This is a genomic window from Proteus sp. G2618, from assembly GCF_009915995.1.
GTDB lineage: Bacteria > Pseudomonadota > Gammaproteobacteria > Enterobacterales > Enterobacteriaceae > Proteus > Proteus terrae.
The window spans coordinates 44,589-67,980 of the sequence record NZ_JAABNI010000004.1; the positions used below are offsets into that span (position 1 = coordinate 44,589).

Below are 23,392 nucleotides of genomic sequence, written 5' to 3' on the forward strand. Positions count from 1 at the left end.
ATAGGTAGATAAAACTTTTTATAACACATGAATATTGATAAAAATATCAATGATTCAGTTGTTATCAAAGTGAATGCTACTGAAATAACTAGAACCATTAATTAGAAAATATTCTCCATTTCCGCAGGCATTGGGGCATTTGGAGCTTGGTCTGATAATGTATAGGGGTTAAGCCGCCTAAATTCTCTTTGATGGCTTAAGGTGATTTGACCTTCTGTTTTTAAAGCTAATGCGATCCCAAGAAGTGAAGTTGGATCCTCTACCCAATCAATCAAATTACCAAGTATCACTTTAAACTGATTAGATATAAATTTATCTAAACAATCATTGTTTTTATCTTTTAATCCACTTTCAGTCTCTTTAATTTTCTTTCTAAGCTGACGAAGTTTATTATCCTCAATAACAATAATTCCACAAATTGTATATTTAACACCTTCTGGTTTTTCTTCCCATGTATCTAGCTTTAGGTAAATACCTGATAAATAATCATTCCAACGTTCATAAAATTTTTTCAAGCGTTTTTCTGCACTTTTAATCGAGCTATTAAAAGCATCTGGCCAGACATCTCGACGAAAACGTTCAGCCAACCAATGCTTTAAACTGAATGAAGAGTCATTTTCGATTTGATAATGAATACTTTTACTGAGTTCAAGCAATTTATTGCGTTCAAACTGTATGATACTGGAGGCATTAACCTCAAAGGCTTCGCTATTTCCATCATTCATAACGAAGAAATGTAGCTTTCTCTCATTACGATTATTTTGAAACTGCTTATTTGGTGTATCAATTTTCTTAGCTATTAGTACATTAACCCATGGTTCAGTAAGAAAACATGGATTGATTACTGCGCAATCATATAATGAAATGATAAGAAGATTACCATTAACACAAAGTTCTTGAACACTCTCTGGCAAGGTAGGAGTGAGCCATTGCGTAATTTGTTCATCTATTAAAATACAGCTATGTCGCCCCCAACCTTTTTCTAAGAGTTTTTCTCGAACGTTTTTAGTCACTTGTATTCCTTACTGAATTAAACCAATTGTTCAAATTTCTCATACAACTTGTCATACCAAACACAGAGTTCATCTTTACTTGCTCCATTGAGCAATGCTTCTCCCAAGGCAGGATCACCATCAATAGGGCTGAAAGCAATCTTATATAATAAATGCCTATGCTCTTGATCCATCTCATTCATTAAAAAATTTAAATTAGAGAGTCGAATCTCAATACTTTCTCTATTGCGAGAACTGTCTGGTTCATTCAGCCAATTATATAAAGAACGCCTTTTTAGTCCCAACCATGAAGAAAACTGTGTGTGTGAAAGCCCAAACTTATCTTTCAACTTATGATACAAAGCAATCGATGCTGTATTCTCTTTATTTACTCTAACCTCATTTCCTTCTGACACATATTGAGGTAAGTCGTTGTGATAAATCAAAACAATAGGTGTAAGAATTTGAGTATTTTCAACATGTGGAGTAGTAAATAGCAAAAGACCAGATACTATGGGAACAATAGCCTGTTTTGTTAAATAATCATCCATACATTAATCTCCTATTATTATTAAGGAGCTATAAGTTTGATTTAAATGCTGATGGAGCTGTTCAAGTTGTGATTCAACCTTATTTAAATCTAATTCAACTAAATTACCCCCTGGTGAGCGTTGAGCCTTTCTACCTTGGTGATGTACAACAGATATTGTGACCAATAAACTTATGTTTTGTATAACAGGTATCCCACCAACAAATTGCCATAATTCCCATTCTGTTTGAGGAACAAAACTTTGACCTACCTGTGCAATAGTACTAAGCACAACTAAACCAATAGAACCATCATCCATCTCATAGTCATGCCGAGTTGCAACACCGGCTTGCTTCCATGATTTATCTATTCCTATATCAGTGGTAGCAAGTGGAGAGTTTTTACGAATATGAGGTGTAGCGCCATCAGTGTCACATGTAAATAAATTGATATTTTGTACTGATAAATATCCTATATACTTTACTTCCATGACATCTATCACGTTTTTCACGACATGTAAAAAAAACTCTTTTTGTACATCAAATGACGCATACCTATGTACAGTATAGTCAAAACCTTGATTACCTATTTTCAGTGAATGAAGGCCATCAGCACTTGCCATATAAAGTTCATAGACACCATCTTGGTCAATTTGCACTGTGTTAGGGTTGGTAATATCAATATTAAAGGCTTGAACACGAGGCATAAATGACTTAGGAAATCTGTCACGAAGCACTTCCTGTAAAGTTTCGAGCTTTGATTTAAAGCCCGAAATACCTAATTTTTCAAACCTTATAGATATTTTTTTTGCAACTATTTTATTTACCATTTTATCCCCATTTATATTTTTTATATGCCCCTGTTTTATTCCTGTACAAAACAAGTGAAGTTACATTATATTTTGCACACGTTTTTGCACAAGTAATTTTAGCTAAATATTTTGTGACATTGTCTTACGAATATTTAATTAAGTAATTTATATGGTATACATGTGAGCTGCATATTGAATGTATAAAGAGGAAAAATAAATTTTTCTAAACATATCTTAATAAATAAGATCCATTTTTTATCATTACCAAAATAAAAAAGGCAGATACCAATAATTTGATATCCACCTTTTAATAATTAATTTATTTTTATTAACAACTAACGCATCGTAACAAATTCTTCTGCCGCAGTTGGGTGAATTGCCACAGTATCATCAAAGTCTTTTTTCGTTGCCCCCATTTTCAGTGCAACCGCAAAGCCTTGTAGCATTTCATCCATGCCAAAACCAATACCATGAATACCAACAATTTTTTCGTCTGCACCAACACAAACCAACTTCATGCGACATGGTTGACGATGACGAGTCACAGCACTATACATTGCCGTGAAAGACGATTTGTATACTTTGACCTGATCAGCACCGTATTGCTCAACCGCTTGAGGCTCTGTTAAGCCAACAGTACCAATAGCAGGATGACTAAATACAACAGTCGGAATATTTGAATAGTCTAGGTGTTCGTTAGGTTTGTTGTTAAATAAACGCTCTGACAAACGACGCCCGGCGGCAACAGCAACAGGTGTTAATTCAACCGCTCCTGTGTTATCGCCAACCGCATAAATACCTTTTACATTGGTATTTTGGAATTTGTCGACTTTGATATAGCCTTTTTCATTTAACTCAACGCCCGTTACTGCCAGATTCAGGTTATCAGTTGCAGGCTCACGACCAATTGCCCAGATTAAGGTATCAACTGTCTGCTCTGTACCGTTTTCTAGTTGTAGCGTTAAACTTCCATCTTCATTTTTAATCACAGCTTTAGGAATAGCTTGTGTATGTAATTTAGGCCCTTCGGTTTCCATCACTTCTAACAGTGTTTCAACGATTAATGGGTCGAAATTACGTAGTGGTGCATGTTTACGCACAAATAGATGTGTTTCGCTACCTAAAGCATTTAATACACCTGCAAGTTCAACAGCGATATAACCAGCACCAACAACAGCAACGCGTTTTGGTAAGGCTTTTAATTCAAAGAAGCCATCAGAATTAATACCATACTCAGCGCCCGGAATATTAGGTTGAACAGGACGACCTCCTGTTGCAATCAGAATATTATCAGCCGTGATCTTCTCACCATTGACTTCAATAGTATTGGCATCAACAAAACGAGCAAACCCTTGAATAACATCAACTTTGTTATTACCTAAGACACGGTCATAAGATTGATGAATACGGTCAATATAAGCAGAACGGCTACTAATGAGTGTATCCCAATCAAAACGATTCACTGTGGTATCAAAACCATAATCAGGACCGTATTGATGAATAGCTTCGGCAATTTGCGCTGCATGCCACATCACTTTTTTAGGTACACAACCCACGTTTACACAAGTGCCACCTAATGCTTTCGCTTCAATTAATGCACATTTTTGGCCATACATTGCCGCTCTATTAATTGATGCGATACCGCCACTACCGCCACCGATGGCGATATAATCGTAATGTTTGCTCGTCATTTCTCTGATCCATTTATCTGTAGAAAAATAGGTAACTCACAGGCTAAGTCTTTAATATCATGATGTCTATTATGACAAAATTTAAAACATAGCACGTCAGATTTTAGCTTTTACAGTAATAGGCAAAAACAATAATAAAGATGCTTATTCTGGTACAACCCACTCAACTAATGTATGTCCAATACCCTCAGGAACTAAGGTTTTATGTAACCAAGGGAGTATTGATTTCATTTGTGATTCTAATTTCCAAGGTGGATTAATCACAATCATCCCTGATGCCGTCATTCCCAATTGATCACTATCAGGTTTTACTGCTAATTCGATTTGTAAAATCTTACGGATCCCTGTTGCTTCAAGCTCTTTTAACATGCGTTTGATTTGCTGACGATGAACAACAGGATACCAAATCGCATAAGTTCCCGTCGCGAAGCGCTTATGACCTTCAACAACACCTTTAACAACGGCAGAATAGTCTTGTTTAAGTTCATAAGGTGGATCAATTAATGCGAATCCACGACGACTTGGAGGAGGTAACTTAGATTTTAATTGCCCAAAACCATCTTCACGAGAAACTCTAGCTCGCTCATCACGAGAGAATTCGGTACGTAATAAAGGAAAATCCGTTGGATGTAATTCTGTTAGTACTAAAGAATCATGTTCTCTTAGTAATTTACCCGCTAATAGAGGAGATCCTGGATAATAACGCAGTTCTCCACTGGCGTTTAATTCTCCCACCGCTTCAAGGTAAGGTAAAATAAGCTCCGGCACCTCTTCTTGCTGCCATAAGCGTGCGATCCCTTCTAAATATTCGCCAGTGCGAGTCGCATGAGCATTGGTTAATTGATAACGTCCAGCGCCAGCATGAGTATCAAGATAAAGAAAAGGTTTCTCTTTCTCTTTTAAAGACTCAATGATGAGTGTTTGAACAATATGTTTTAAAACATCGGCGTGGTTGCCAGCATGAAAACTATGGCGATAGCTCAGCATTCTTTATCTTCCGTTAGAAATAAGTATAGCTTAGTAATTAATTTACTCTGAAATCGTGATTAAACTCAGTGTATCAGAAAAAGCCGAACTTCTTCATTGAAAGCGAAAGAAACGTTGTGTCTTAGTATCCAGCCGTTATGATAAGTCCATATTTCACTTAAGTTTAAACAGGATAGAATGATGAAAAAATTACTTTTTACAGCCATTGCTTTAAGTTTACTCACAAGCAATGCTTACGCCGATAGACCAGCCAATGGCTGTGAGATAAAAAAACAGAATATCCAAAAACAGATGGAATATGCTAAAGCACATGGTAATCAATATCGTATCCAAGGTTTAGAGCGAGCATTGCAAAATGTTGAACGCTATTGCACACCTGAAAAAGTGGTTGAAAACACACACCTTGAATTACGTGAAAAACAACTTGATGTTAAAGAGCGCGAGCTCGAATTAAAGGAAGCACAACTTAAAGGTGATGCAGATAAAATTGCTAAACAAGAAAGAAAACTAGCTGAAGAAAAGGCAGATTTGAAGGCAATAGAAGAAGAATTAAATCTACTGACAAAGTAGTTATTATAAGTAATTAATGCCTACTCCTTATTTGACTGTGAAATACAGAATAAAACAATAAGTGAGTAGCCATTCTCTTATTAAACTAAACTTAATTTCAGAATTGCTGTATTGGTTTTTTATCCTTTATTAAGTACAAGATTATCTACGCCTTTTGATAGAGCATCATCTACACTTAAGCCAGAACAAACAAATACATCTCCTAAATCAGTGGCTAATTACAATAAGCATAAGGTGTGTAATAGAAATTAAGCTATGATATTTTTGAGTGAAAACTATAGTAGTGACACTCAATTATTAAAAATGGACAGATCTAATTAAAGAGGATATATGTCAGAAGAGCAGCAACCCCAAACAGAAAATGAAAAAACTCAACTGACTCAGCCGCTCAAAAAAGGGCTGGAAAAAGGGCTCCATGGCGGAAAAAAAGCTATTGGTGTTGGGATTAAAATCAGTAATTTTATTACTAACATACCTTTTATTGCACATCTAATTCGCACGGCCGAACGTTTTACTGACAGAATGGGAAATCAGTTTGGTGCCGCCATTACCTACTTTTCATTTTTATCATTAATCCCTGTATTAATGCTTTCCTTTGCTTGTGCGGGTTTCGTTTTAGCCTCAAACCCAGATTTACTCGCCAAATTAATTACAGGTGTTGCAAATAGCATTGATGATCCAACGCTTGCATCCACTGTTCAACAGAGTATTGATACCGCAGTTCGCCAGCGTACAACTGTTGGTTTAACCGGTTTAGCGATTGCACTTTATTCTGGTGTCAATTGGGTGGGTAATTTACGCCAAGCCATTTTGGCGCAATCACGCCCCGTTTGGGAAAGAAATAAAGAAGAGCAAGAAAAAATCTATTTCCGCTATTTTCGTGACTTTTTAGCGCTAATTGGCTTACTTTTCGCATTAATCGTCACTATTACGCTAACTTCTGTGGCAGGTTCAGCCCAAAGAATGATTGTTCATACACTAGGATTAGATGGCATTGAATGGCTAACACCAGCATGGACAACTATCGGCTTAACTATTTCCATTACCGCAAACTATTTACTTTTTTTATGGATATTATGGATCCTACCTCGCCATCAACCAAAACGAATTTCGCTTATTAAAGGTACACTTATCGCTGCCATTGGTTTTGAAATATTGAAATCAGTAATGACATGGATGCTACCCAAAATCGCAAGCTCACCGTCAGGTGCCGCATTTGGTTCAGTGATAGGTTTAATGGCTTTCTTCTACTTTTTTGCCCGATTAACGCTTTTTTGTGCTGCGTGGATCGCGACTGATGGTCCAAATATGCGTAAAGAACAGCTGGATGAAACGCAATCAACATCTTAACTTTATGATAAAACTATATGGTTAATTCCCTGCATTAACCGCCTATAAATAACATAATAAGGAAAAACAATGCCATACGTTAATATTAAAATTACACGCGAAGGTGCAACCGCAGAACAAAAAGAGCAACTTATTGCGGGAGCGACACAACTTTTGGTTGATGTATTAGGTAAAAACCCAGCAACTACTGTTGTAGTGATTGATGAAGTTGAAACAGACAACTGGGGAATAGGCGGTAAAACAGTAACAGAATTACGAGCAGCAGCAAAAAGTAAATAATGAATTTCTGCAATATAAATAAAGGGTGCCAAGTACACCCTTTTTGCTGATTTATTTTCCTGACAGATAAGGAAGTAACTATGGTTCAATCGATGACTGATGCTTTTCATGCCTTACCTTCAGCAAGTGCTATCTATATTACAGGTGCAGGCATCCAATACCCTTTTGGTATGGCGCACGGATTTGCCGACGAAAGTACCCAGAAAAAATTAACTGTAGATACGCCTTTTCGAATCGCTAGTAATACAAAAACCTTTCTCGCTGCTGCTTTTTTACGTTTATGGGAACAAAATGCTCTGTCTCTTGATGATGACATAACTAAGTATTTAAGTGCTAATTATCAACAGACATTATTAGAGCTAGGCTATGACCTTAAGACCATTACACTACGCCATTTATTAAGCCACAGCAGTGGGTTATTCGATCATGCCAATGAAGCTTATCTCGAAGATGTAATTAAAGATCCCTCTCACAAATGGACACGAGAAGAGCAAATTGCACGCTATGCTCAACAAGGTTTTCCCATTATCCCGGCAGGAAAACGCTTTATTTATTCAGATACAGGCTACATTTTGTTAGGTGATATTCTTTCTCAGTTTATGAAAAAAAATATGGCCATCGCCGTTCGTGAATTATTGCATTTTCAAGACTTAGATTTACCTCAAACATGGTGGGAAGGTTTAGAGCTACAACCTAAGCATCCCAAAGCGCGTGCCAGACAATTTACAGGCGAACATGAAGGAACTCATATTGATGCTTCAATGGATGCTTTTGGTGGTGGCGGACTTGTGATGACAACCCTTGAGTTAGCTAAATTTACAGCTGATCTCTTCGAAGATAGAGTTTACTTGCATCCATCAACCTTAAAAGAGATGAAATGGCAAGGCACACATACTGGGGCTGCAAATTATCGTTTAGGTTTAATGACTGAAGAAACTAGCCTAGGCACACTTTACTATCACCTTGGTTACTGGGGCTCTGCAGCTTATTATTTACCTGAAAAACAGATTGCTATTGCAGGTTTTACAACCCAGCGAAATAGCCGTGACGATTTGATAGCTATTATTAAAGAAGCCTTTAAACGCCTTTAAGATTAAACAAATAAAAAGCCAAAAATGTATCAATAACACTTTTGGCTTTTTATTTGTTTTATGGCTGATATATTTTCAATATCAGCCTATCTTTGCTCTATTACGATTCCTTCGTTGGTGTTATTTCCATCGCTGTAGTTGTTACCGCAGAGGGGTTTCAACTGCTTTACTGGGTGTAGTCGTTACGACAGGAGCGGGTGTATTTGCCGTTTCTGGATGAACTTGCTTTTCAAATTGAATACGCAATTCACCTAGATTTACGGTTGGCGTTTCACCACTTTGTGTTAGTACAAAAGCAATATCTTCAGATAAAACTCTTGAAAGTTCCTGATTTAACGTCTCTTTTGTTAAGCCCGCTAAAAATGCTTGGCGTAAGCGCTGATATTGTTCAGGTGGAATATCAATAATATTGCTTTGTTGCGATAACAGACGCTGATTAATTAAAATAGCAGTACTGGTTTTTGCATAACGCGCAAATAATTGAGTTAATTGAAGTTGTTTCTCTTGTTGTAACTCTTGGTACAACTCATCGCTGATACCTTGGTTACGCAAGCGACCCAATTCTTCTCCTACCCATGATGCTAATGCAGGAATGTGTGCTGTAGCAGTATCAAGATTTAAAGAACAACTTGCACGCTGATATTGTACTCGGCAATCAATGTTAATTTGAGTGCTATCATTTTCTTTACGTTGTTCAAGACTACGACCTAAATGTACAAAAATCACTTCACGAGCTAAATCACTTAACCAATATTTATTTAACGTATCAGAGTCTTTTACTGGCGACCAATCTAAATCCCAAATTAAAGCAATTTGGTCTTTTGCTCGCATAGGCTCTTGCACATATAAGGTTTCAGGTTTCATATCAGCAAGAACAGGGACTGGAACTGGTGTTACACGCTTTCCTGATAGAGATGAAAAAGCCTGATTAATACTTTCAGTCAATACTCGATTATCAACATTACCTGCAACATAAAGCGTCATCATATCTGGGGTGTACCAACGCTGTTGGTAATCCGACAACTCTTTAGTATTTACTGATTGATTAACGGGTTTGCCCGGATTGTGGCCTTTTAAATTAGAACCTTCAAGACGTGAGCGCCAGATAGGATCTTCAATATTAAGAGGAAATGTTGCAATCGGAAGTGGTGATTGAACTGCATTACGAACCGCATTTTCTGTGTATTGTGCAGGTTTAGCAATACCTGCTAATAATGCAAAAGCATCCTTTAACAACTCAGGCTGATTGTTCGGTAAACTGAGATTATAAACAGTAAAATCATATGAAACGATCATTGGAGGCAACGGATAGTCAGGATCTAGTGCATTTTTCCATAGATTATCGCGTTTCTCTGGCGTTAAACCTGTATTTTCCAAAACGTTGAGTTTGGACACTAAGGATGAAAAACCCGTTTCACTGCTTTTTTCTGATAAAGACCCCGTATTGACTAATAAACGGATCTGTATTCTATCATTTGGGCGTTGCGGTGTTTGTAATATTTGCCACTGAAAGCCATTTGCTAGTCGCCCTTCTTGCCAAGCCGGATCAGGCTGTAAAGCCTCTGCTTGAACTTGGCAAACAACAGCGCCGAATATAACGCTTCCCAATAAAATTCGTGTCATTACACCCTGCATGTGAACCTCTGTTGTATTAATCCTTGGTATTAAACCACTTATGAGGTTTAACAATAAGTGCCAAAAGACATGTTAGATGTTGGATGTCTATTTTTTGTATTATCATTCTTTATCACCACAAAAACATGAAATGAAATCACTATAGTGATTAGACTCATTATGGCGTAAGAAGGTTCAGACCTTCGGCAATTTTTGATCAGATTTTTGATGATTATATCCTTTAACCAGCAAACCAATCTCATCATCACAATGTGATTTTGGACAAGATAACGCTGAAACTTGGCTATCTTTATTGAGGGTAACGGCGATTTGGCGTAAAGGTTTTACAACAATACGATTAATACACCAACTAATAGCAACCGTCAGAATAAGTCCCATCAACAGATATGTTGTTAGCATCAATGCGACAGTATTACTGGCAAAACGATAAAAACGGTTTGTGTCAGCCTGTAAAATGAGATGACCACTATAGGACTTATCATCTGTTGAAGTAATACCTAATGGCTGTAAAGGAACAACAGCTTCAACGGGAATACCAAAAAGCCAACTTGAAAATTCAGAGACTTCTTTTTTGGGTGCAAAATCTAAATTCATTACTTGCACATTCTCGGGTTGCATGACAATCGCTTTACCCAAAATCCCCGTCGCTTTTAGTGCAACTATCTGTTGTTTAGCATCGTTCAAATCTGACCGTAATAATGCATCAGCGAGTGGTTGCTGGATACTTACACCGGCATTAAAAAGCTGATTTTGATAATCTTCACGGCGTTGATCTATCAAATAAACAAGTTGAATACTGATAAAAATAGCAATAGTCACCAACGTAACGCCCGCAACAGCGGCCATCTGTTTTATTGTTAATGAATGTTTAAGATGAGGTTTCATCATTGCTATTTCCAATATACATGTCTGATCAGAGTGATTATACTGTATTTTTGTAGTTATGTATCACTATCAATAAAGAAAATAACGTTATAAAAAGCGACTATCCATTAAAATGAAAGTAGATAAATATATAATTATTGTTATTTGAGTATAGTTATAAGATAAAAATAGTAAAATAAAAATAAAATCTTACTCTCTCTTTATTATTTACAACAAATCTACTTTATATTAATAAAAAGATACAATTCACTAAAAAACACTAGAATACATAAAATTAAACACTATTAAACCCTTAACTCCAAGTTAAAACACAATGCTAAGCATAGTATATTTATTAATGGAAAATATTATTTCCCATTAATATCATTGAAGTTTATATTTTAAAAAACCCACAAAAATATAATATTTTATATCTATAAAATCATTATTAGATTATTTAGTTAAGATTAATTAAATATTATTAATGAAAAAATAAGGACAATATAAATCAATATATTGTCCTTATTTAATGAGATGAGTTTATTTTATTTAAACTATTGCGTTATCTTGCTCCACTGCAAAACAAGCAATAAGCTGACCGTTATACTCTTTTAATGTTGGCTGTAATTGACTACACGGTCCAAATGCACGGCGACAACGAGCTGCGAAAGCACAACCCGGTGGCGGATTTAATGGGCTTGGTAATTCTCCTGTTAATTTAATACGCTCTCGTCTTAATTCAGGTGTCAATCTTGGTGTTGCTGATAATAATGCCTGCGTATAAGGATGTTGTGGATTTTCAAAAATTTGCGCTTTTGTTCCTTTTTCCACACAACGCCCTAAGTACATTACAATAACTTCATCTGCAATATGCTCAACAACCGAAAGATCATGAGAAATAAACACATAAGAGAGCCCCATATCTTGTTGCAGATCCATCATTAAATTCAGTACTTGGGCACGAACTGATACATCCAGTGCAGAAACAGGTTCATCTGCTACCACAATATCTGGATCAAGCATCAAACCACGCGCAATAGCAATACGCTGACGTTGACCACCAGAAAACATATGTGGGTATCGGCTATAGTGTTCTGTTTTTAATCCAACTTTAGCCATCATTGATAATACTTTTTCTTTACGCTCAGAGGCATTCAGTGTTGTATTAATTAATAAAGGCTCTTCTAAAATTTGCCCCACTTTTTTACGCGGATTCAATGATCCATAAGGATTTTGAAACATAATTTGGATCTTCTGGCGACGCAACTTCTCAGCCGATTTATCTTTAATTAACAGATTTTGACCACAATAAGAAAGCTCACCGGAAGTAGGGATCTCAATCATTGTTAATAATCGGCCTAATGTGGATTTGCCACATCCCGATTCACCAACAACAGCTAAAGTTTTACCGCGCTCTAATTCAAAAGAGATACCATCAAGGGCTTTAACTGTTCTCTCTTTTGAAAAAAGCCCACCCTTTACGCTGTAATACTTCGCTAAATTAACCGCTTTTAACAAGGGAGTTGATACATTTGGATTAACTTCAGCCATGGGTAGGTCTCCCTGCATTATCTAACGGTGTATGACATTTCACACGGTGCATTCCTAATTCTTTTAACTCTGGCTCAATCTTATAACATTCATCATGAGCATATGGGCAACGCGGATTGAGTAAGCAACCTGTTGGTCTATCATAACGTCCCGGTACAACGCCCGGTAGTGATGCTAACCGCGCTTTATTACTCGCAAACTCAGGAAGTGCCCTTAATAATGCTTGAGTGTAAGGATGGCGAGGCGCTTTAAAAATTTCTGATGCTTTTCCTGACTCTACTACTTGTCCTGCGTACATCACAATAATAGTGTCCGCAGCTTCAGCTACTAATGCGAGATCATGAGTGATCAACACTAGTGCCATATTTTCTTGTTTTTGTAAGTCGAGCAAAAGCTCTATGATTTGTGCCTGAATAGTGACATCCAGCGCTGTGGTTGGTTCATCAGCAATCAATAATTTAGGGCGACAAGCGATCGCCATTGCGATCATAACACGCTGACTCATTCCCCCTGAAAGCTGGTGTGGATAAACATCTAAGCGAGAAGCTGGATCAGGAATTCCCACCAGCGTTAAAAGGTCGATAGCACGTTGTTTGCGTGTTTTACGACTTCCACCCTGATGGACTTTTAACGCTTCCATAATTTGATAGCCAACCGTAAAGCAAGGATTCAAGCTTGTCATTGGATCTTGGAAAATCATCGCAACATCGGCACCGACTAAATTGCGTCGCTCTGATTCAGAGATTTTCATAAGATCTCTACCATCAAAATAGAGCTCTTGTGCGCTCACTCGCCCCGGAAAATCAATAAGCCCCATAATCGCCAACGAGCTAACGGATTTACCCGAACCAGACTCCCCTACAATGCCGACTACTTGCCCTTCTTCAACCTGATAGCTAATTCGGTCTACCGCTTTAAACGGAGTATCTTCATCACCAAAGTGAACAGATAGTTGATTAATATTTAGTAATGCCATGTTCTTACTCCGTTACTGCTTTAATTTCGGATCAAGCGCATCTCGTAAACCATCACCCATTAAATTAAAGGCTAATACGGTAAACAAAATCGCCAGACCAGGAAACGTCACAACCCACCATGCACTTTGTGTAAACTGCAACACATCAGATAACATGGTTCCCCATTCAGGGGTTGGTGGTTGTGCGCCCATACCTAAAAAGCCCAATGCCGCCATATCTAAGATTGCATTAGAAAAACCTAAAGAGGCTTGAACAATTAAAGGCGCAAGGCAGTTAGGTAATATATTGATAAACATCTGACGCATTGAACCCGCGCCTGCAACACGAGAGGCAATCACATAATCACGGTTAACTTCAATTAAAACAGCGGCACGAGTCAGTCGAACATAATGCGGTAAGGCAACAAAAGTTAATGCGATAGAAGCATTAACAATAGAGGGACCAAAAATAGCGACCAACACTAGCGCCAATAATAAACTAGGTAATGCCAGCATGATATCAACAACACGCATAATGCCGATATCCACAAGGCCACCAAAATAACCCGCTGCTAACCCTAGAATAATTCCTAAGATAAGTGACAGAACGACAACAATACAGCCCACCAATAATGAAAGGCGAGCACCAAACATTAAGCGCGAAAGAATATCGCGACCAACATCATCTGTACCTAGAATAAATTGCCAGCTTCCACCTTCTTGCCAAACAGGAGGTACCAATAAGAAATCACGGAATTGCTCATTAGGGGCATGAGGTGCAAGAAAACCTGCAAATGATGCAATAAGCAACATAATTACAATATAGATTAACCCAACAACGGCACCTTTATTTTGTTTAAAATAATGCCAGAATTCTTGGAAGGGCGTCATGGGAGCCGGTGCACTGATGACCGGTGTTACTTTATTTTCAGTCATTTATGCATTCCTTATTTTTTATGGCGAATACGAGGATTCACAATGCCATAAAGAACATCAACCAACAGATTGACGAAGATAATCATCGTTGCAATTAAAAGTACACCACCTTGAACAACGGGGTAGTCACGCCGCTGTAGAGCATCAATCAACCAGCGTCCTAATCCCGGCCATGAGAAAATGGTTTCTGTTAAGATTGCACCTGCCAGCATTGTCCCGACTTGTAGACCAATAACGGTGACAACAGGCAACATCGCATTACGTAATGCGTGAATAAGAATGACGCGAGCACGGCTTAAGCCTTTTGCTCTTGCAGTACGAATATAATCTTCGCCTAATACTTCAAGCATCGAAGAGCGTGTCATACGGACGATAACTGCTAAAGGAATGGTTCCTAATACAATGGCAGGTAAAATGATGTGATGAACGGCATCTAAGAAATCCCCTTCCTCACCCCAAATAAAGGTATCAATCAGCATAAATCCAGTAAGTGGATTACTGTCATCTAAAAAGACACTATCCGCGAGGCGTCCAGAGACAGGTGTTAGGTCTAATTTCACAGACACTAACATGATTAACATGATCCCCCACCAGAAGATTGGCATGGAGTAACCTGCCAATGACACACTAATCGCAGTATGATCAAAGATAGATCCACGTTTTACCGCTGCCAAAACACCAACGGGGATCCCAACTGAAACCGCAAAAATCATGGCACACACGCCAAGTTCTAAAGTGGCTTTAAAGCGAGGTAAAAATTCATCCCATACAGGAATGCGACTTTTTAATGAGATACCCAAATCACCATGGAGAATGCCATTTAGGTAATTGATATATTGTTGCCATAAAGGCTTATCCAGCCCCAACTCTGCCATTAAATAAGCATGACGCTCTGGAGAAAGTCCACGTTCACCCGCCATAATCATTACCGGATCACCGGGAATAAGATGGACGAAAATAAACGTCAATAATGTAATTCCGATAAACGTAGGGATCACAAGTCCCAAACGTTGAAGGATAAATTGCAGCATATCCTAATTCTCTTTTCAAACATCAGCTAAAAGATAGCGCTGATAAATCAGGGGAAAGCCCCCTGCGCCCACAGTGTACTGAATGTATTCGTTATTATTGAATAGCGGTGCCTTTCACAAAGAAAGACACCGTATTTAAGGCAATCCAACGATTAGGTATTGCTATTATTTAAGAGAGACATTCTCGAAGTGATGTTTGCCTAACGGATCAACCACGTAGTTTTCTACTTTTTTACTCACTGGTTCATAAACGGTCGAGTGAGCAATAATCAGTGCAGGTGCTTGATCATGCATAACAACTTGAGCTTGTTTGTAAAGTTCAACACGCTTGTCGTGATCGGCGGCGACTCGAGCAGGTTGGATCAGATCTTCAAATGGCTTATAGCACCATTTTGAATAGTTCGATCCTTGCTCTTTTGCCGCACAACTAAATAGCGTAGCGAAGAAGTTATCTGGATCCCCATTATCCCCCGTCCAACCCATCATCACGGCTTGGTGTTCACCGGATTTAGCACGTTTGAGATATTCGCCCCACTCGTAACTTACAATCTTGGTTTTAACGCCAATTTTTTCCCAATCCGCTTGTACCATTTCAGCCATACGGCGGGCATTCGGATTGTAAGGGCGCTGTACTGGCATTGCCCATAAATCGATAGTAAAGCCATCTGCAAGACCCGCTTCTTTTAGCAGTGCTTTGGCTTTTTCCGGGTTATATTCGTAATCAACGATATCGTCGTTATAACCCCACATTGTAGGAGGGATGAGGTTTTTCGCTTTCTGACCTGCGCCTTGATAAACAGCTTCAATAATAGCGTCTTTATTCACCGCCATACTTAATGCTTGGCGAACCTTTTGGTTATCCAGTGGTTTTTTCTCAACATTAAAAGAGATATAACCAACATTTAAGCCTGGTTGCTCTAATAGGTTGATATCGCTATTTTGTTTCATCTTCGCAATATCAGCAGGATTTGGGAAAGGCATTGCCTGACACTCACCTTTTTGCAGTTTTGCATATCGTACAGAGGCATCAGGTGTAATGGAGAAGACTAAACGGTCAATATCTGGTTTTTTATCCCAATATTGGTCATTAGCTTTATAAAGAATACGAGAATCTTTTTGATATTGTTGTAATTGGAAAGGCCCTGTACCAATAGGATCTAAGTCCACTTTTTCAGGCGTACCTGCTTTCATCATATTATCTGCATATTCAGCAGATAATATAGAAGCAAAGTCCATTGCCATATCAGCAATAAAAGGGGCTTCTGAACGAGTTAAAACAAAACGAACGGTATGATCATCAACCTTCTCGATTTTCTCGATCATGTTGTTCATATCCATTCCTGAGAAGTATTCATAACTTCCGCCAGACACTTTATGGTAAGGATGTTTTGGATCCATTTGACGCATAAACGTATACATCACGTCATCCGCATTAAATTCACGTGTTGGCTTAAAGGTTTTACTACTATGCCAATTTACGCCTTTACGCAAATGGAAGGTATACACTTTGCCATCATCGCTCACATCCCAGCTTTCAGCTAAGCCTGGAATGATTTCTGTTGTACCCAGTTTAAATTCAACTAAACGGTCATAGATAGGTACTGAACTTGCGTCATAGGTTGTTCCAGAGGTAAATAACTGAGGGTTAAATCCTTCAGGTGAGCCTTCAGAGCAATACACCAATGTTTTTGCCTGCACACCAGCAGAAACAGCTAATGCGAGCAATCCAATTGTTGCGGTCAAAATTCCTGTCTGTTTTTTGGAGCTTTTCATCATTACTCTCCGAAATTGTTCTGTTGTGTTTTGGTTTCCTGTTTAAAAACGGAATACCTTTTTATTTTGTCATTGTTCAATTAACCAACTGTACTCCCTTACGTCAATAAGGTGTTGGAAGGTAAAAAGAACAAGTTATAAACACAAATGAAACGAATATCGAACAAACTCAGAATAAAAAAATAAGTCTGCGACTAATATCTAGTCAATAAAACCACACATTAAGAAATCCTTAAGTGAAATGACTATTTTAAAAAAAGCCATAATTTGTGATTAACCGCTTAAATATTGAACGAATATTTTGAAATGAAACAAAGAACTTGGTGCTTTATTCTGTTATGGAAGAAAAACAATCACCTTGCTAGAGGATCCTGATTTTAGTTTTAATCAAGCAAATAGAGTGAAAAGTATCAATTTTTAGCTCTTAGCAAATCACTTAACTAGATAAGACCATGAAATTCAGTCTGTTATTAATGATTTTAATTCTTTCATAGTGAAAAATTTATATTATTTAAGCATTATCAGAAGTTCTATCGTCCATAAAAGTGACGTTGGAAGAAAATTTACAGACTTTTTTAGATTGTTTATTAAAAAATTTCTAAAATAATTTAATGCCTAAACGACTTTATAGGCCAGCTAAGCCCTCTGCATTTTCAGCTAATATTTATCTTGATTTGGAAAATATTTCCACGGTTCTCTGTTTCTGAGTTGTATGGAAGTTTGGAATGTAGGGAGAGAGATGAGATAAAAAGAAGATGAGCGAGAGAAAACACCTTTTATGGTGAAATCAAAAATAAGAGTGAGGTATTTTTGGTAAGGCTAAAACGACAAAACCCCGCTTTAAAAGCGGGGTTCTTAATATGGTCGGCGAGAGAGGATTCGAACCTCCGACCCACTGGTCCCAAACCAGTTGCGCTACCAGGCTGCGCTACTCGCCGAAAACGAGGTGCATCTTACTGCCAGAAACCCACTCCGTCAATACTTTTTTAGTATCTCCTGACTATTCGTATGGTTTTCAACCAAAACGGTTGATTTTTAACTTTTTTATCATAAAAAGAGATGAATTTTAGCGTTATTGTAACACGCTTACCTGTCTATCTTCGTTTTACTATGGCTTTCTTTACGTTACCCATAAAACATGAAAAAAAATCACAAATTTATTCTCAATTATTATCGTCTAATTAGTATACTTTTTATATAATTCCCTTATGTCAAATAAGGTAGGTAGTTTAGAGAATGAAACAATGTTGGTGGGGTGTCGCATTACTTTTATTGTCAACCACACTTCCAGCTCAAGCATCTACAGCTCATGCTTGCCGAGTGTACTTTAAAGAAGCGGATAGATTTATTCAGTACATTTCTCAAAGAGAAGATCTAAAACATAATATGCCGGAGATTAAAGCTAACTTCGAGCAAAGCAAAAAACAGATAATGACAGCGCCTCTGGCAGAACAAAAAGTAATATGTGATAAGGAAATGCAGGAGCTTAATAGTTTGAACAAAATGTTTGGACCTAAAGAAGAAACGGTACTAAATAAATAATCAAGTAAACAGATAATGACTAAATATAATTACTTATTCATTATTTAGTCATTAATTTGATATTAATTCTTATTTTCATGATTATTATTCGTAGTTGTACTTTCCAATCTTTTTATGCGTTCTTTAGGGGAATTATCACTTTTATCATCACCCTGAGTATAATAATCGTAAGGTAATAATAAAGTATCTAATACAGCACTAAAAGGGAGATCGAGAATAACCAATGGTTTCATTGCCCATCCGGTTTCATCATCTTTTAGCATTGTCATGTTATTTTTTGTCCCTGAATAAAGTTCTTTATTCGGGCCTGCATGGGTCATAACACTTGAGCAGCCTGTCAGTAATGTCGTCAAAAATGTGACTAATGTTAAATTTTTACTTGTCGTTCTAAATATCATAGGGCACCTATAAAACGAGATCCGTAGTCAACGCTTTTTATCATATAGTTAAACCTGTTTTCTCTTACAGGACAAGAGAAAGATGATATAAAAAAGCTTAATTTTTTAGTTATTAAATAAATAAGTCTAGCGTGAGAATGTTTCACTTTATCTAATTAAAAAAAACATAATAATATTATTAATTATTATGTTTCGATGATATTAAAATTCAACCTTCATTATTTTAAATAAACACTTTAACTCTATATTTATCTTTCTTGTTTTTTTGATCTCTATATATGTTGAATCTGTGCGATAAGACACAGCGACTTTCATGATTCTTTGCCAAAATAGGTTTATCGTTTTAGCTCAAATTTTCTCATTTTTATTTTTGGGTACAGGATCTTTTTTATGAGTGATATTGCATTAACAATGGTGATGTTGTCATTAGCAGGCGCTCTAGGTCTTTGGATTGGCAATATCAAAATCTATCGAGTCAGCCTAGGAATAGGTGGCGTTCTTTTTGGTGGAATTATTATTGGTCATTTTGCTCAACACTATAATTTTTCACTTAATGCACAAACTCTTCATTTTATTCAAGAATTTGGACTTATTCTTTTCGTTTATACCATTGGTATCCAAGTCGGCCCTGGTTTTTTCTCCTCACTGCGTGTTTCAGGCTTAAAACTAAACGCCTTCGCCATCTTAATTATTCTTCTGGGCTCAGTCATAACCGCTTCTATTTATCGTCTATTTGACGTTCCTTTACCTATTATTTTGGGTATTTTTTCTGGTGCTGTCACCAACACCCCTTCTTTAGGTGCTGGGCAACAAATACTGACAGATCTGCATGTTGATCCGGCTTCGGTGGGGCAAATGGGGATGGGCTATGCCATGGCCTATCCTATGGGTATCTGTGGCATTCTGCTAGTAATGTGGCTTATTCGTGTGTTCTTTAAAATCAACATTGATGAAGAAGCAAAAGCCTTTAGTAACCAACAACACAGTACTAAAGATGCCCTACATACCATTAATATTGCGATTAAAAACCCCAATTTAGATGGCTTATTAATGCAAGATATTCCTCTGCTCAATGAAGATGCCATCGTCTGCTCCCGCTTAAAGCGTGGAGATAACATTATGGTACCTATGCCTTCAACGATTATTCAGTTGGGAGATTTACTGCATATTGTAGGTTCAAAAGAAGATCTCAATAAAGTACGTCTAGTACTTGGTGAGGAGGTCGATGCTTCACTTTCAACATCAACAAATTTACTTCAATCAGTACGAGTCGTCGTAACGAATGATTCCGTGCTCAGTAAACGTTTAAAAGATCTGGATCTTAAAAGAAAATACGATGTTGTAGTGACTCGCTTGAACCGCGCGGGTATCGAACTTATTCCGAGCAATAATAGTATGTTGCAATTCGGGGATATTCTTAATGTTGTTGGACGCCCTGAGTCTATTGAAGCCATTACAGTCCTGTTAGGTAACGCCCGTCAGAAATTAGAACAAGTTCAGATGCTTCCTGTCTTTATTGGTATCGGCTTAGGGGTTTTGCTTGGCTCTATTCCTATTTTTATTCCCGGTATTCCTGTGGCTCTTAAATTAGGTTTGGCTGGTGGTCCTCTTGTTGTTGCCTTAATTTTAGGACGTATTGGTACATTTGGTAAGCTCTATTGGTTTATGCCTCCAAGTGCAAACTTGGCATTGCGAGAGTTAGGAATTGTCATGTTTCTTGCTGTGGTAGGATTAAACTCTGGCGGTGAATTTGTCGAAACCTTAATTTATGGTCAAGGCTTGAGTTGGATTGGTTATGGTATTTTGATTACATTATTACCGTTATTGATTGTCGGTGTGATTGCCAGAGTCTTCTTTAAGCTTAATTATTTAAGCCTCTGCGGAATGTTGGCAGGTTCAATGACCGATCCCCCTGCATTAGCCTTCGCAAACTCAATTCATAGCTCAAGTGGAGCTGCTGCGCTTTCCTATGCCACAGTTTACCCTTTAGCAATGTTTTTACGCATCATAACACCACAATTAATGGCGCTTATTATATGGACTTTGTAGTAAAAATAATAAATATATTAAATAGTTGAACCAAATTTGTTATCAAAATCCACATTTGGCTTAGCAGAGGGATAATTAAGGCAATGAATGGCTCTTATTTAAGCCATAGATTTTATAAATGTCTGTTTTAATAGTTCTCGTGCTAAGAAATTTAGATTGAGACGGATTGCTAAATTTTTAGTAATCAATTTCTTTCCGTCAAACTTATGCTCAAAAGTCCTCGTTATTGTCTTTGCCCCTTCTTCTCGCTGAAGGGGCATTTTTATTAGATATTCACTGGCTGATAGATGTTCTCGATTTCTTCAGCCAGAATTTTTATTCCTTTCTCAATCAACTCAGGCTCAGGTACATAATTCATCCGCATACATTGATGAGCGTGATCCCATGAATCTTCTAATCCTGGAAAGAAGTAATGTCCCGGCACCATTAATACACCACGTTTTTTCAAACGACGATAAAGCTCTTCACAAGAAACAGGTAAATCTTTAAACCAAAGCCATAAAAATATCGCACCTTCCGGCTTATGAATAAGACAACGTTCCTCAGGTAAGTAGCGGCGGATAATATTAATAGTTTCAAGTACTCGTTGATGATAGAAGGGCCCTATCACATCTTGAGATAACCGCATTAAATCATCGCGTTTTAGCATTTCTAATGCCATTGCAGGTCCAATTCCACCAGGTGCAAGACTAATAATGCCGTTAATATTTGTAATGGCTGAAATCAGCTCTTCATTGGCGATAATAATGCCACAGCGTGCACCCGGTAAACCTAACTTGGACAGGCTCATACAAAGGATAGTGTTGTCATTCCAACGAGGTGTTGCTTTAGTGAAAATAATACCCGGAAAAGGAACGCCATAAGCGTTATCTATAATCAGAGGAATATTGTGACGTTTAGCTAAAACCTCTAGCTTTTCAACTTCATCATCAGTAATCACATTACCCGTTGGATTTGTTGGTCTAGAAACACAAATAGCGGCTATGTCATCACCAATCTCAAGATGAGCAAAATCGACATGATATTTAAATTGCCCATTCGGCAACATTTCTATTGTTGGTTTATTCGCAACAAACAGATCTTCTTCTAATCCAGAATCAGTATAACCAATATATTCAGGGGCAATTGGGAAAAGAATTTTACGTTTCTTCCCATCTTTGGTTGTGCCACCTAATAAATTAAATAGATAGAAAAAAGCACTTTGGCTACCATTAGTTAGCGCAATATTTTTTGCCGAAATATTCCAGCCTAGCTTCTGTTTTAAACATGCTGCCAACGCTTGTAACATAGCATCTTTGCCTTGCGGGCCATCATAGTTACAAACTGCATCACTTAATGAGCCATTTTCGGTCATTTCTTTAAGTAATTGGCGAAAATAGTCATCCATTTCAGGAATATGAGCAGGATTCCCACCTCCTAGCATCACAGCACCGGGTGTACGTATTCCTTCATTTAAGTCTTGCATCAAGCGAGCAATGCCTGAGTGCTGAGCAAACTTTTGTCCAAATTGTGATAGTTGAGTCATCTTTGCAGGTATCTTCTATGTTGCTTTCTCGTTAAGAAATACCATACCGCGAGCTTTAATCTGCATCAATAGTTATAATCGAAATGATAGAATAGTAATATTAATATGATTTTAAATATTGAAATATAAAACCAATAACACTCTAGATTAAAGATAACTCAACTCATATTTTACTTTTTATTGGCGTTTTCACTCTCTTCTTGGCGGCAAAAACAAGAGAGAATATGGTCATCAACCATACCAACAGCTTGCATAAAAGCGTAGCAAGTTGTTGTACCAACAAATTTAAAGCCTTTTTTCTTCAACGTTTTTGCCATTTTATCTGAGATTTCAGTGGACGCGGGCACTTGGGAAATATTGGACCACTGATTAATAATGGGTTTATTATCAACAAATTGCCAAATAAACTGACTAAAATCTTCGCCTTGTTCTTCCATTGCCATGAAAATACGGGCGTTATTAATAATGGCGTTAATTTTTCCTTGATGACGAATAATTGCGGGATCTTGCAGTAAGGTTTCAACATCTTTATCTGTCATTGTGGCAATTTTTTCAGGTGAAAAATTAAAAAAACAGCGACGATAACCTTCTCTTTTCTTAAGTACGGTATACCAAGATAACCCAGCTTGTTGACCTTCAAGACAGATCATTTCAAAAAGCTTGTATTTATCTCGTTCAGGTTTACCCCATTCATCATCATGATATGCCAAATATTCAGGATCATTAGTTACCCAATCGCAACGCTGTTTATTCATTTTCTTATTCCTTGTTACCAATAACTTGTAATAGCACCATTTTATATACTGTATAAATATACATGTAAATAGGTGAAA

General features: G+C 37.4%; 21 protein-coding genes and 1 tRNA gene. 6 read left to right on the forward strand and 16 right to left on the reverse strand.

Annotated features, from left to right (window positions below; all coding sequences use genetic code 11):
- Positions 1-101 precede the first annotated feature (101 nt).
- The 5 genes from GWJ01_RS01015 to GWJ01_RS01035 form a co-directional block, all read right to left on the reverse strand.
- Positions 102-1,013, reverse strand: a complete 912-nt coding sequence (locus GWJ01_RS01015; protein ID WP_161710595.1) for a hypothetical protein — start codon at positions 1,011-1,013, stop codon at positions 102-104.
- Between the two features lie 17 nt (positions 1,014-1,030).
- Complete coding sequence (locus GWJ01_RS01020; protein ID WP_161710596.1) at positions 1,031-1,543, reverse strand: hypothetical protein; 513 nt, start codon at positions 1,541-1,543, stop codon at positions 1,031-1,033.
- A 3-nt stretch (positions 1,544-1,546) separates the two neighbouring features.
- Complete coding sequence (locus GWJ01_RS01025; RefSeq protein WP_161710597.1) at positions 1,547-2,350, reverse strand: TIGR04255 family protein; 804 nt, start codon at positions 2,348-2,350, stop codon at positions 1,547-1,549.
- Between the two features lie 317 nt (positions 2,351-2,667).
- Positions 2,668-4,023 carry a glutathione-disulfide reductase gene (gene gorA / locus GWJ01_RS01030; protein ID WP_109395020.1) on the reverse strand — a complete coding sequence of 452 codons (1,356 nt, stop codon included), beginning with the start codon at positions 4,021-4,023 and terminating at the stop codon, positions 2,668-2,670.
- Positions 4,024-4,167: 144 nt separating this feature from the next.
- Positions 4,168-5,010, reverse strand: a complete 843-nt coding sequence (locus GWJ01_RS01035; protein WP_098941700.1) for a 23S rRNA (adenine(2030)-N(6))-methyltransferase RlmJ — start codon at positions 5,008-5,010, stop codon at positions 4,168-4,170.
- A 180-nt stretch (positions 5,011-5,190) separates the two neighbouring features.
- Between GWJ01_RS01035 and GWJ01_RS01040 the strand changes: the two genes are divergently transcribed.
- The 4 genes from GWJ01_RS01040 to GWJ01_RS01055 all read left to right on the forward strand — a co-directional run bounded on the left by GWJ01_RS01040 (position 5,191) and on the right by GWJ01_RS01055 (position 8,300).
- Positions 5,191-5,580 (forward strand): DUF1090 domain-containing protein, encoded by a 390-nt coding sequence (locus GWJ01_RS01040; RefSeq protein WP_109401580.1) that lies wholly within the window; start codon positions 5,191-5,193, stop codon positions 5,578-5,580.
- A 330-nt stretch (positions 5,581-5,910) separates the two neighbouring features.
- Positions 5,911-6,930 (forward strand): inner membrane protein YhjD, encoded by a 1,020-nt coding sequence (gene yhjD / locus GWJ01_RS01045; protein WP_109395021.1) that lies wholly within the window; start codon positions 5,911-5,913, stop codon positions 6,928-6,930.
- Between the two features lie 69 nt (positions 6,931-6,999).
- Complete coding sequence (locus GWJ01_RS01050; protein ID WP_109395022.1) at positions 7,000-7,209, forward strand: 2-hydroxymuconate tautomerase family protein; 210 nt, start codon at positions 7,000-7,002, stop codon at positions 7,207-7,209.
- An 80-nt stretch (positions 7,210-7,289) separates the two neighbouring features.
- The gene (locus GWJ01_RS01055; protein WP_109395023.1) at positions 7,290-8,300 is read left to right on the forward strand and encodes a serine hydrolase domain-containing protein; all 1,011 of its coding nucleotides are present in this window, start codon (positions 7,290-7,292) and stop codon (positions 8,298-8,300) included.
- 141 nt (positions 8,301-8,441) lie between these two features.
- Here GWJ01_RS01055 and GWJ01_RS01060 read toward each other — a convergent pair whose 3' ends face one another.
- The 8 genes from GWJ01_RS01060 to GWJ01_RS01095 all read right to left on the reverse strand — a co-directional run bounded on the left by GWJ01_RS01060 (position 8,442) and on the right by GWJ01_RS01095 (position 17,983).
- Positions 8,442-9,935: an insulinase family protein gene (locus tag GWJ01_RS01060; RefSeq protein WP_109395024.1), complete on the reverse strand. Its 1,494-nt coding sequence runs from the start codon at positions 9,933-9,935 to the stop codon at positions 8,442-8,444.
- A gap of 174 nt (positions 9,936-10,109) precedes the next feature.
- Entirely contained in the window at positions 10,110-10,820 is a 711-nt protein-coding gene (locus tag GWJ01_RS01065; RefSeq protein ID WP_075673350.1) for a HAMP domain-containing protein, read from the reverse strand.
- Between the two features lie 528 nt (positions 10,821-11,348).
- On the reverse strand, positions 11,349-12,350 hold the full coding sequence (gene dppF / locus GWJ01_RS01070; protein WP_161710598.1) for a dipeptide ABC transporter ATP-binding subunit DppF: 1,002 nt from the start codon (positions 12,348-12,350) through the stop codon (positions 11,349-11,351).
- Positions 12,343-13,326 carry a dipeptide ABC transporter ATP-binding protein gene (dppD, locus tag GWJ01_RS01075; protein ID WP_109395025.1) on the reverse strand — a complete coding sequence of 328 codons (984 nt, stop codon included), beginning with the start codon at positions 13,324-13,326 and terminating at the stop codon, positions 12,343-12,345. Before dppD ends, dppF begins: the two co-directional genes overlap by 8 nt.
- A gap of 12 nt (positions 13,327-13,338) precedes the next feature.
- The gene (dppC, locus tag GWJ01_RS01080) at positions 13,339-14,241 is read right to left on the reverse strand and encodes a dipeptide ABC transporter permease DppC (RefSeq protein ID WP_109401583.1); all 903 of its coding nucleotides are present in this window, start codon (positions 14,239-14,241) and stop codon (positions 13,339-13,341) included.
- A gap of 11 nt (positions 14,242-14,252) precedes the next feature.
- Entirely contained in the window at positions 14,253-15,272 is a 1,020-nt protein-coding gene (gene dppB, locus GWJ01_RS01085) for a dipeptide ABC transporter permease DppB (protein WP_100159699.1), read from the reverse strand.
- 165 nt (positions 15,273-15,437) lie between these two features.
- Complete coding sequence (dppA, locus tag GWJ01_RS01090; RefSeq protein ID WP_109395027.1) at positions 15,438-17,045, reverse strand: dipeptide ABC transporter periplasmic-binding protein DppA; 1,608 nt, start codon at positions 17,043-17,045, stop codon at positions 15,438-15,440.
- Positions 17,046-17,906: 861 nt separating this feature from the next.
- A tRNA-Pro gene (locus tag GWJ01_RS01095) sits at positions 17,907-17,983 on the reverse strand.
- A 298-nt stretch (positions 17,984-18,281) separates the two neighbouring features.
- On the opposite strand from GWJ01_RS01095, the gene GWJ01_RS01100 reads away from it, so the two are divergent.
- Positions 18,282-18,587, forward strand: coding sequence for a DUF5339 family protein (locus tag GWJ01_RS01100; protein WP_109395028.1), 306 nt, complete (start codon positions 18,282-18,284; stop codon positions 18,585-18,587).
- Positions 18,588-18,649: 62 nt separating this feature from the next.
- On the opposite strand, the gene GWJ01_RS01105 is transcribed toward GWJ01_RS01100, so the two are convergent.
- A complete protein-coding gene (locus GWJ01_RS01105) occupies positions 18,650-18,985 on the reverse strand; it encodes a YceK/YidQ family lipoprotein (RefSeq protein ID WP_109395029.1) in 336 nt (111 codons plus the stop codon).
- Positions 18,986-19,375: 390 nt separating this feature from the next.
- Between GWJ01_RS01105 and GWJ01_RS01110 the strand changes: the two genes are divergently transcribed.
- The gene (locus GWJ01_RS01110) at positions 19,376-21,034 is read left to right on the forward strand and encodes a putative transporter (protein WP_109395030.1); all 1,659 of its coding nucleotides are present in this window, start codon (positions 19,376-19,378) and stop codon (positions 21,032-21,034) included.
- A gap of 265 nt (positions 21,035-21,299) precedes the next feature.
- Here GWJ01_RS01110 and GWJ01_RS01115 read toward each other — a convergent pair whose 3' ends face one another.
- The gene (locus tag GWJ01_RS01115) at positions 21,300-22,559 is read right to left on the reverse strand and encodes a valine--pyruvate transaminase (protein ID WP_109395031.1); all 1,260 of its coding nucleotides are present in this window, start codon (positions 22,557-22,559) and stop codon (positions 21,300-21,302) included.
- A gap of 170 nt (positions 22,560-22,729) precedes the next feature.
- Positions 22,730-23,314 carry a DNA-3-methyladenine glycosylase I gene (locus tag GWJ01_RS01120; RefSeq protein WP_109395032.1) on the reverse strand — a complete coding sequence of 195 codons (585 nt, stop codon included), beginning with the start codon at positions 23,312-23,314 and terminating at the stop codon, positions 22,730-22,732.
- Positions 23,315-23,392 lie beyond the last annotated feature (78 nt).

Bases quoted from the DNA above. Each gene is read 5' to 3' on its own strand.
- GWJ01_RS01020 (WP_161710596.1), bottom strand. From the start codon at position 1,543: ATGGATGATTATTTAACAAAACAGGCTATTGTTCCCATAGTATCTGGT.
- GWJ01_RS01025 (WP_161710597.1), bottom strand. From the start codon at position 2,350: ATGGTAAATAAAATAGTTGCAAAAAAAATATCTATAAGGTTTGAAAAA.
- gorA (WP_109395020.1), bottom strand. From the start codon at position 4,023: ATGACGAGCAAACATTACGATTATATCGCCATCGGTGGCGGTAGTGGC.
- GWJ01_RS01035 (WP_098941700.1), bottom strand. From the start codon at position 5,010: ATGCTGAGCTATCGCCATAGTTTTCATGCTGGCAACCACGCCGATGTT.
- GWJ01_RS01040 (WP_109401580.1), top strand. From the start codon at position 5,191: ATGAAAAAATTACTTTTTACAGCCATTGCTTTAAGTTTACTCACAAGC.
- yhjD (WP_109395021.1), top strand. From the start codon at position 5,911: ATGTCAGAAGAGCAGCAACCCCAAACAGAAAATGAAAAAACTCAACTG.
- GWJ01_RS01050 (WP_109395022.1), top strand. From the start codon at position 7,000: ATGCCATACGTTAATATTAAAATTACACGCGAAGGTGCAACCGCAGAA.
- GWJ01_RS01055 (WP_109395023.1), top strand. From the start codon at position 7,290: ATGGTTCAATCGATGACTGATGCTTTTCATGCCTTACCTTCAGCAAGT.
- GWJ01_RS01060 (WP_109395024.1), bottom strand. From the start codon at position 9,935: ATGCAGGGTGTAATGACACGAATTTTATTGGGAAGCGTTATATTCGGC.
- GWJ01_RS01065 (WP_075673350.1), bottom strand. From the start codon at position 10,820: ATGAAACCTCATCTTAAACATTCATTAACAATAAAACAGATGGCCGCT.
- dppF (WP_161710598.1), bottom strand. From the start codon at position 12,350: ATGGCTGAAGTTAATCCAAATGTATCAACTCCCTTGTTAAAAGCGGTT.
- dppD (WP_109395025.1), bottom strand. From the start codon at position 13,326: ATGGCATTACTAAATATTAATCAACTATCTGTTCACTTTGGTGATGAA.
- dppC (WP_109401583.1), bottom strand. From the start codon at position 14,241: ATGACTGAAAATAAAGTAACACCGGTCATCAGTGCACCGGCTCCCATG.
- dppB (WP_100159699.1), bottom strand. From the start codon at position 15,272: ATGCTGCAATTTATCCTTCAACGTTTGGGACTTGTGATCCCTACGTTT.
- dppA (WP_109395027.1), bottom strand. From the start codon at position 17,045: ATGAAAAGCTCCAAAAAACAGACAGGAATTTTGACCGCAACAATTGGA.
- GWJ01_RS01100 (WP_109395028.1), top strand. From the start codon at position 18,282: ATGAAACAATGTTGGTGGGGTGTCGCATTACTTTTATTGTCAACCACA.
- GWJ01_RS01105 (WP_109395029.1), bottom strand. From the start codon at position 18,985: ATGATATTTAGAACGACAAGTAAAAATTTAACATTAGTCACATTTTTG.
- GWJ01_RS01110 (WP_109395030.1), top strand. From the start codon at position 19,376: ATGAGTGATATTGCATTAACAATGGTGATGTTGTCATTAGCAGGCGCT.
- GWJ01_RS01115 (WP_109395031.1), bottom strand. From the start codon at position 22,559: ATGACTCAACTATCACAATTTGGACAAAAGTTTGCTCAGCACTCAGGC.
- GWJ01_RS01120 (WP_109395032.1), bottom strand. From the start codon at position 23,314: ATGAATAAACAGCGTTGCGATTGGGTAACTAATGATCCTGAATATTTG.